The 8,519-nt window shown below is 41.7% G+C and carries 7 protein-coding genes and 1 tRNA gene; 7 read left to right on the plus strand and 1 reads right to left on the minus strand.

Annotated features, from left to right (window positions below):
- Window positions 1-4: 4 nt before the first annotated feature.
- The 3 genes from PHP90_RS06505 to PHP90_RS06515 are packed head-to-tail and all read left to right on the plus strand — an operon-like array spanning window position 5 to window position 5,445.
- Window positions 5-1,552, plus strand: coding sequence for an NADH-quinone oxidoreductase subunit M (locus tag PHP90_RS06505; RefSeq protein WP_299927087.1), 1,548 nt, complete (start codon window positions 5-7; stop codon window positions 1,550-1,552).
- Window positions 1,552-3,057: an NADH-quinone oxidoreductase subunit NuoN gene (nuoN, locus tag PHP90_RS06510; protein ID WP_299927089.1), complete on the plus strand. Its 1,506-nt coding sequence runs from the start codon at window positions 1,552-1,554 to the stop codon at window positions 3,055-3,057. Before PHP90_RS06505 ends, nuoN begins: the two co-directional genes overlap by 1 nt.
- A gap of 30 nt (window positions 3,058-3,087) precedes the next feature.
- Window positions 3,088-5,445, plus strand: coding sequence for a tetratricopeptide repeat protein (locus tag PHP90_RS06515; RefSeq protein WP_299927091.1), 2,358 nt, complete (start codon window positions 3,088-3,090; stop codon window positions 5,443-5,445).
- On the opposite strand, the gene miaA is transcribed toward PHP90_RS06515, so the two are convergent.
- The gene (gene miaA, locus PHP90_RS06520) at window positions 5,437-6,333 is read right to left on the minus strand and encodes a tRNA (adenosine(37)-N6)-dimethylallyltransferase MiaA (protein ID WP_299927093.1); all 897 of its coding nucleotides are present in this window, start codon (window positions 6,331-6,333) and stop codon (window positions 5,437-5,439) included. The two genes, PHP90_RS06515 and miaA, sit on opposite strands and share 9 nt — an antisense overlap.
- Window positions 6,334-6,488: 155 nt before the next feature.
- On the opposite strand from miaA, the gene mqnP reads away from it, so the two are divergent.
- From mqnP to PHP90_RS06540, 4 genes are all read left to right on the plus strand, one after another.
- Window positions 6,489-7,349, plus strand: a complete 861-nt coding sequence (gene mqnP, locus PHP90_RS06525) for a menaquinone biosynthesis prenyltransferase MqnP (RefSeq protein WP_299927095.1) — start codon at window positions 6,489-6,491, stop codon at window positions 7,347-7,349.
- Entirely contained in the window at window positions 7,346-7,867 is a 522-nt protein-coding gene (locus PHP90_RS06530) for a hypothetical protein (RefSeq protein ID WP_299927097.1), read from the plus strand. The genes mqnP and PHP90_RS06530 overlap by 4 nt, the downstream gene beginning before the upstream one ends.
- Window positions 7,864-8,379: a hypothetical protein gene (locus PHP90_RS06535; RefSeq protein ID WP_299927099.1), complete on the plus strand. Its 516-nt coding sequence runs from the start codon at window positions 7,864-7,866 to the stop codon at window positions 8,377-8,379. Before PHP90_RS06530 ends, PHP90_RS06535 begins: the two co-directional genes overlap by 4 nt.
- Before the next feature lie 58 nt (window positions 8,380-8,437).
- Window positions 8,438-8,514 (plus strand) — tRNA-Arg (locus tag PHP90_RS06540).
- Window positions 8,515-8,519: the final 5 nt, after the last annotated feature.

Genomic DNA, 8,519 nt, shown 5'->3' on the forward strand with positions numbered 1-8,519 from the left:
AATGATGATAGATCATATTTTAACACTTTTAATTTTCTTCCCTGCATTGGCTGCAATGCTTGGATTTGTCGTCACAAAAGACAGTATGAGAGCGTACGGTATTGCCGTTTCTTTCATCGAATTTGTCCTCTCTTTGTGGCTATGGTACGCGTACGATCCGATGGTTTCGGGGATGCAATTTATGGAGTCAATGCCATTGATTCCGGCTTTTGGTATTAATTACCTTCTTGGTGTGGACGGTATATCACTCTTTATTATTATTCTATCAACGTTTTTCACGATGATCGGTATTGCATCATTGACTGAAAAGCGTCACCTTAAGAATTTGATTATTACCTTGTTATTCTTAGAGATGACAATGGTTGGTGTATTTGCCGCGTTGGATGCAATTGTATTTTACGTGTTTTGGGAACTCTCATTGGTTCCGATGCTTTACATTATCGGTGCATGGGGCGGGCCGTTGCGTATATACGCATCGATCAAGTTTTTCCTCTATACGTTTACCGGTTCTTTGATTATGCTGGTCGGTATGCTCTTTATGGCGTATTTTTACAATCAGGCAACCGGAATGTGGAGCTTCTCAATCCTTGAATGGTATCGTCTGATTTTGCCGGAGAATTTCCAGCTTTGGTTATTTGCGGCATTTTTTATCGGATTTGCAATCAAAGTACCGATGTTTCCATTCCATACATGGCTTCCGTATGCTCACGGTCAGGCACCAACTATCGGTTCGGTCATCTTGGCAGCAATTTTGCTTAAAATGGGAACGTACGCATTTGTCCGTTTTTCATTGCCGATGTTTCCGGATGCTTCGGTTTACTTTATGTTCCCGATTGCAATTATTGCCATCATAATGATTATCTATACGGCGATGGTAGCCTATGCGCAGGAAGATATTAAACAAGTTGTTGCCTACAGCTCGGTTTCTCACATGGGTGTTATTATCCTCGGTACGTTCGCGTTGAACGTTGAAGGGGTGAGCGGATCGGTGTTCTTAATGCTGGCGCATGGGGTTGTCTCAGGGGCTCTGTTCTTACTCGTCGGAGTGATTTATGATCGACGTCATACAAAAATGATGTCGGAGTTCGGTGGAATTGCATCGGTTATGCCTCGCTATGCGACTATTTTCGGAATTATGATGATGGCATCAGTGGGATTACCGCTTACGATTAACTTTGTCGGAGAGTTTTTGAGTTTGCTCGGTTTTTATAAACAATCTCACATGATTACGCTTACGGCCGGAGTAGCCATTATCGTTGGGGCAATTTATATGCTTTCTGCCTATAAAAAAATGTTTTTCGGTACTGTAACGAATGAAGCAAACCGAAATTTGAAAGATGTAAACCGCACTGAACTTCTTGGGCTTATCCCATTAGTTATTGTAGCAATTTGGCTGGGTGTATATCCAAAACCTGTTTTGGGACCGATTAACAACAGTGTCGAGTCGATTATACAGCTTATGCATGACAAAGCTCAAAGTCCTGAGGCTAAAGAGCGTATCCCTAACCTTTCAGATTCGAGTAAGATCATTTCAATGCAGGAGGCGCACTAATGTTAGAGCCGATTCATGTTTCGCTTGCGTCGCTTAATTTAGCGACGTTAGCCCCGATGCTCATTGCGATTGTCGGTGCGCTGGTTATTTTAGTGATCGATATGGCAAAGGGAGGGCTGCACAAATCGTTGTACGTCATGCTCAGTCTTTTGTTTTTGCTTTTGGATTTAGGTTCGTTGATCGATTTTGCAGGCTTGTTTCTTAAAAACGGAACAATCTTAGGTTTCTTTGATGTCATGCTTATGGATGGTCTAGCCATCTTGGCTCAGATCATTATTGTAGTGGGATCAATGCTCTTTATTCCGTTGGCATTGACTTCAAAACGGTTTCATGAATACAACTATCCGGAGTATTTTGCCCTCTTTTTATTCATGATTTCCGGCTTTCAGTTTATGGTTGCAACCGATAATCTGATTTTGATCTTCATCGGATTGGAAACGGCATCGTTGGCACTTTATACCCTTATCGCATTGCATAACCGTGCTAAATCTTTTGAAGCTGCCGTGAAGTACTTTACGATGGGTGCATTGGCAGCAGGCTTTTTCGCTTTCGGTTCGATGATTTTTTATGCGATCAGCGGTTCTGTTGAAATCAATCAGATAGCAACCGTATTGGCAGAAGATCATTACAGTAATATTGGCTATATTTTGATTGCTGTTACCTTTATGATCGCAGCAATCGGATTTAAAATATCGATGGTACCGTTCCATACCTGGACACCGGACGTTTATGAAGGTTCATCTGCAGCACTAGCAGGATATATGTCAATCGTTCCTAAAATCGCAGGTTTTGTGGTTGCGATGCGTTTGTTTGAATTTTTGGTTCACAGCGGAGTAGCATGGCTGCAAGTCATCCTGTATATCGGAGTTGTCATAACGATGACGGCAGCTAACGTATGGGCATTGGTACAAAGTGATGTCAAGCGTATGTTGGCATACAGTTCAATCAGCCATGCCGGTTTTGTAATGGCAGCGATTTTGATCGGTACGACCCAAGCCAACACAGGATTGTTTTTGTATTGGGCGCTCTTTAGCTTTACCAATCTCGGAGCCTTTACGATGTTATGGGTGAATCGACAGAAAAATCTCCTTCCGGGGCAAAGTTCGGATCATCCGTACGAGAAATTCTCCGGTATGGTAAAAACAATGCCGATGGGTGCCGTGATGATGGGTCTGTTTATGCTTTCCCTCGCCGGTATCCCTCCGTTTGGTCTGTTCTGGGGTAAATTGTACATGATAGGATCTGCCGTCTCAGCAGGTTATACGGGACTGGCTCTTATCATGGCTCTGAACTCGGCGATCGCCGGGTATTACTACTTGAAACTTATTGTATTTATGTTTATGAAAGAACCAATGGTCGGATATGAGAAGATGTATTTTATGAATGCCTCTCTTTCGCTGAAAACCATTATCGGTATTGCTGTAGTCGGAACAATATTTGCCGTATTTGCAGTCAACCCTTTGTTGAAAGTTATTACTCTATTCGTGTATAATAGCGGCTATTAATCCTCATTATGAGGAAAAGAAGGGGAAGGATTGAGACACTGGATTGCTCTATGCCTCTGTTTCCCCTTGTTTGCCTTGGAACTCTCCATCCAAACCGGAAAAGAGGAAGGGGCGACATTTAGTATTCTCCACCTTCAAAATGCATTCCCTTTCACGTGTGATGCAACAAACGATGAGTTTGGCGAAACACGGCGAATCGATTGTCGCATACCACAAGCAACAAAACAGACCTTCTCCCCGATCAACAATGCTCAATTCAGTATAACCGGTGTTTCTTCGCCTCAAGGCTATAGTATTACTATCCTTCCCAAAGCAAAAATGAAACTGATTCCACTCGCATTTGATCTTTCCAAAGAGACAGAAACGTTTCAAGGAAACATTCGCAAAGCAAAGCATTGGAGTGTAGTCGGATACACACAGACTCTTCCCTTGATAGTAATGAATCCAACACCTGAATCAGGAATTAACTTCCCTATAAATATCAAAAAAGATATGAGACCTATTGTCGGAGGCCTCGACCTGAAAGGGAACCCGATAAAGATTACACGGGTACAAGACGTTACTGACTATATGGAGATGAAAAAAGCGTATGAAGCAAAGAGATACGACAGAGTTCTTGATCTCAGTACGAATGCTCTGAAAAACTATCCGAAGACTGTCTTTAAAAATGAATTATTGCTCTATCAAATCCGTGCATTGCATCACGAAGAGAATTCTGAAAAACTCATAGAAATTGCCAAGCAGTTTTTGCGAGATTATTCTTCGGATCCAAGTGTCGCAGAGGTCCTAGCTTATATCGCTGATGCCTATGGAAAAATCGGTCAGAGTGTCGATGCGGATTACTTTTTTGACCGGTTGTTCGATGAGCAGGCGGACAGTCCGTTTGCATCATTGGGGATGCTTTACAAAGCTGAGCAGTTGGAAGGTTCAGGAGAGATTAAAAATGCAGTTGAGTTGTATAAAAAGGCCCTTGAAACGAGTAAAGATGTAGCCGTTGCTTCTGAAGCGGCTTTTAAACTTGCCCAAATCGAGCTGAACAATGGAAATACAAAAAAAGCGGCACAGTATGTTGACAAAATTGCATCGGCCAATCCGAATTATTTTAAAGACGTTCGAGACAATTCCATGGCTATGGCAGAAACATTCTTTGAAAAAAATGACCCTAAAACGGCAGCACGTATCAGCGAATCTCTTTTAAATGCGACCGATAAAAAGTCTCCCGATTATGAGGTGAATCTTAAAGCTCTCGGATTTGCATTGGCTAAGGCCAATAACAAACTAGAAGCCTTAAAGCGATTTAATGAGTATTTGGACACCTATAAATACGGTCAATATATAGAAGACGTACGTAGGGCTAAAGACAGTTTATTTTTTGATGACGGGGATAAAAATACGACCAAAGAGATCAAAAAATACGATGAGTTGATCGAGCGTTACGGAAATGACAGTGTCGGTAAAAAAGCCCTTTATAAAAAAGCACAGCTTCTTTTTAAAGAACAAAAATATCAAGCGATTTTGGATATGGAAAGCTATTTGTATCGCTTGGAATCGACCGAATATCCGGAAACGAACAGTATGATTTCAAAAAGTGCAATCGGTTTGGAAAAAGCACGTCTTAAAGAGGGAAAATGTGTTGAAGCGATGGCGTTTCAAAAAATGTATAAGATACGCCTTTTGCCTGAATGGGATGAATATATATTTAATTGCGAACTCAAAACAACCCAATATGCAGCAGCGAAAAAAATAGCACAAAGCCATCTCAAATCAAAATCGATTGCCGAACGGCAGATTTGGCTTTCTCGTATGGTGAAGACGCAGTTCGGACTCGGTGAATACAAAGAGGCGATTAAAGGAGGAGAAGAACTGATAACCCTTTTGGATGTTGAGAAAAATCCATCTTTGAATGACATCTATCGAACCATGTTTGATGCAGCTCAGCGAGTGAGTGATGATGAGGGGATGATCCGCCATATAAAATCGGTTGAAGGTGCTTATCCTAATGATTTTAAAGATATTGAGCGATATACCCAAATGGTGAGTCTGGGGCTTAAACGCAAAGATGAAGGGATGGTACAAACGTATGGACGCAAAGTAAGTGCCCTGCAGGAGAGAACCAAAACCTATACACAAAGCCCTTATATCGAATTTACCCTTGCTCAGTCATACCAAAATTTAGGGAAAGACAGTGCTGCACTCTCTGTCCTTAAAACCTTGGACAAACAAAAACTCGATACGGAGAAACGTGCCCGTCAGCAATACCTTATCGGAGCGATAGAGCAAAAATTAGGGCATAAACGCGAAGCACGCGATGCTTTTAATGCGAGTATTAAAGCGAATAAAAACTCTGCATGGGGAAAACTGGCTAAAGATGCATTGGGATTAATGTAAGAGTATTTCCTCGGCCCTGGTTCTTATTTTGTCTACTTCTCCGCTTTCGCTTAGACTAAATTGATTGGCGTTAAACGTTTGCTGCCGTTTGGCGAGTTGCGCCGTATGGGTTGTTATTGCCTCGATCAATTCATATTTAGAAATTTTCCCGTCTAAAAATTCCAGTGTTTCGAGTATACCGATTGCTTTCATACTGTTGGGGGCTCTTCCATAAAGCCGTTCAAGCTCTGCGACTTCGTCAATCAGTCCTGAATGAACCATCTTCCGCGTGCGAAGAGCGATACGCTCACGTAAAACCGCTCTGTCTATTTTGAGTTCAAAAACAGGACACTCTTCAATAATCGGCTCAGCAGGATGAGCGCGAAACCATTCTGAAGGAGGAATATTCGTCTCCAGATAAATTAAAAGCATCTTTTCGATCCGATAGGAGTCACTGGGAGTAATTTTCTCCATGTAGAGTGGATCAATACTCCTGAGCAACGTATGGCACTTAGAGAGGTCGGCAAGCATACTGTTGGCACGTGCAGTCGTATCAGGGGAATAGTCCGGAATTTTTGAGAGTCCATCTAACATACTTTTGAGATAAAAGCTGCTTCCTCCGACAATGATGATGTTTTTCTCTTCTTCAGCAGCACGTTCACGAATACGTTGGTACTCATCAATAAAAGTGATAACACTTGCATTTTCATCCGGAGATAAGCGATTGATCCCGAAATGCTCCACAAGAGTGAGTTCAGAAGAGGAAGGCTTTGCAGAAGCAATATCAATCTCTTTGTAAATACTGAGAGAATCGATCGATAATATAAGAGCATTATGGTTTAAAGCAAGTTCAAGAGCGAGATCACTTTTTCCCGAAGCAGTGGAACCGATAATTGCTATTTGTTTCATATTTATATTATAACGCTATCGGAATAAAATCCCGATAGACTACGTTAACACTGTGTTTACTTCAGCAGTAAGCTCATATGCACATATATGCACTTTGTTATGATAAAAGAGAAATTACGATAAAATAAATAGACTTCATTTAACAAAGGCTTTGTGTGCAGCGAATTGCGAAAAGATTACGAGATTTTAATGAACTGGTTATGTTTCAACATACCGTCTTTTCACTCCCTTTTATTTTTACCGCAATGATCGTTGCAGCCGGTGGATGGTTTGGATTTAAACTCCTTGTATTAGGTGCTTTTGCAGCAATCAGTGCGCGTAATGCTGCCATGGGTTTTAATCGTTATGTGGATCGTAAATTTGATAAGCATAATCCCAGAACGGCGGGTCGACCAAGTGTAGACGGGCGATTGGACGGAGCATCCATTTTCATTTTTACTGCCGTAAATGCAGTTGTATTTATTGCCGTCGCTTATTTCATTAACGAGTTGGCATTTTATCTGAGCGTGCCGGTATTGGTGGTATTGCTCAGTTATTCGTATTTTAAGCGATTTAGTTCGATGGCACACATCGTATTGGGTATATCTTTGGGGATGGCTCCCATCGCCGGTGCGATTGCTGTGCTGGGCTATATGCCGTTATGGTCTTTTTGGCTGAGTATCGGAGTGGTTTTCTGGGTTGCGGGATTTGATTTACTCTATTCACTGCAAGATATGGACTTTGACCGTACAAATAACCTACATTCGATCCCCTCACGTTACGGAAGCAGTGCGACGATGAAAATATCGGCATCCTTTCATATTCTAAGTGTTCTCTTTTGGTCACTTTTTGTATTTGAAGCCGGTTTGGGATATCCTGCCATAATGGCAGTTGTATTTTCTGGCGCTATGCTCACCTATGAGCACTATTTGGTACGTAAAGATTTTACTCAAATCGATCGGGCATTCTTTACAGTGAACGGTTATTTGGGATTTGTATTTATCGGATTAATAATTTTAGATAAGGTGATAGTATGAGTGAGATAAGACTTGTAACCGCAACGATTGATTTGGTGTACGAAGAAGTAGGAACAGATACCGAAAAATATGAGCTGGAGTTTAATGAGATCAGCGAAACGGATGAAGACTCTATCGGTCAATGGGTAAAACACGCAAAAGTTCGAGGTGAAACGAACGATAACGATGCGGTGATGCTCAATCTGATGGTAGAGCTTTACCGAAAGATTGACAAAATTGAGTTATTGCTGACTAAGGGTTATCCTAAGCGTTTAGTGCTTACGAGTGAAGCATTTATCGAGAGTATCGGATTAGAGCACTTTAAGCTCAGTACGGAAGGTTTTGAAGCGGGGAAACATTATTACGGCCGTGTTGAAATAGCAACGTTCCCCAAACGTGAAATAGCTTTCTTCTTTGAAGCTATCGATTCATCCTTGGCAAAAATTGAAAAAATGCATGTTCGGGACGAGAAAGAGTGGGGATATTATATGACGGCGTGTGAACGGGCTATGATCCGTCAGATGAAAGGGCTTGAATGAATCATATGATAGAGATTGCCCTGATCGCATTGGCGGTAATGGTTGTCGGGCTCATCTATTATGTTATTACGAAAGAGGGGGAGGTGACTTCTCAGATCCGTGCAGTTGCAAAAGCAGTTGAAGATTTACACCGTGAACTGTTTATGCTCGATAAACGGCTTAAACAAGAGCTTGAAATTATCACATCACTTCAAGAGAGCGTTCCTCGTGAACAACATTCGCTGCATGCAGAACTGGGACGTGAAGTCAATGAAATATCAATACCGATTCTGGAGTCTCTTGGACAGATTGAGGGGAGTTTTAGCGCGTACAAAGAAAAAACTGAAAACCGTCTTCGCTATCTTGAAGAGCGTATCCGTAATCTTTCTCTTCCTACCTCAATCAGCGGTCTGGATGATGAAAAGGTAATCAGCCGATACAACCAGGGTGTTGAAGTGGATGCGATAGCCAAAGAGCTTAGATTGTCAAAAGCGGAAGTTGAATTTGTGTTAAAGATCAATCAACTGCGCTAAAAGGTAATTAATGCTTTTTTAAGCTTTTTAAGCTATAATTTCGTTCTCTTTAAAAGATGCGTCCGTAGCTCAGCTGGATAGAGCACCGGTTTGCGGTACCGGCGGTCAGGGATTCGAATTCCTTCGGGCGCACCATCTTT

The sequence above is a fragment of the Sulfuricurvum sp. genome (assembly GCF_028712165.1).
Taxonomy (GTDB): Bacteria; Campylobacterota; Campylobacteria; order Campylobacterales; family Sulfurimonadaceae; genus Sulfuricurvum.

Coding starts and splice junctions, on each gene's coding strand:
- nuoN (WP_299927089.1), top strand. CDS start 1,552: ATGTTAGAGCCGATTCATGTTTCGCTTGCGTCGCTTAATTTAGCGACG.
- PHP90_RS06535 (WP_299927099.1), top strand. CDS start 7,864: ATGAATCATATGATAGAGATTGCCCTGATCGCATTGGCGGTAATGGTT.
- PHP90_RS06530 (WP_299927097.1), top strand. CDS start 7,346: ATGAGTGAGATAAGACTTGTAACCGCAACGATTGATTTGGTGTACGAA.
- miaA (WP_299927093.1), bottom strand. CDS start 6,333: ATGAAACAAATAGCAATTATCGGTTCCACTGCTTCGGGAAAAAGTGAT.
- PHP90_RS06505 (WP_299927087.1), top strand. CDS start 5: ATGATAGATCATATTTTAACACTTTTAATTTTCTTCCCTGCATTGGCT.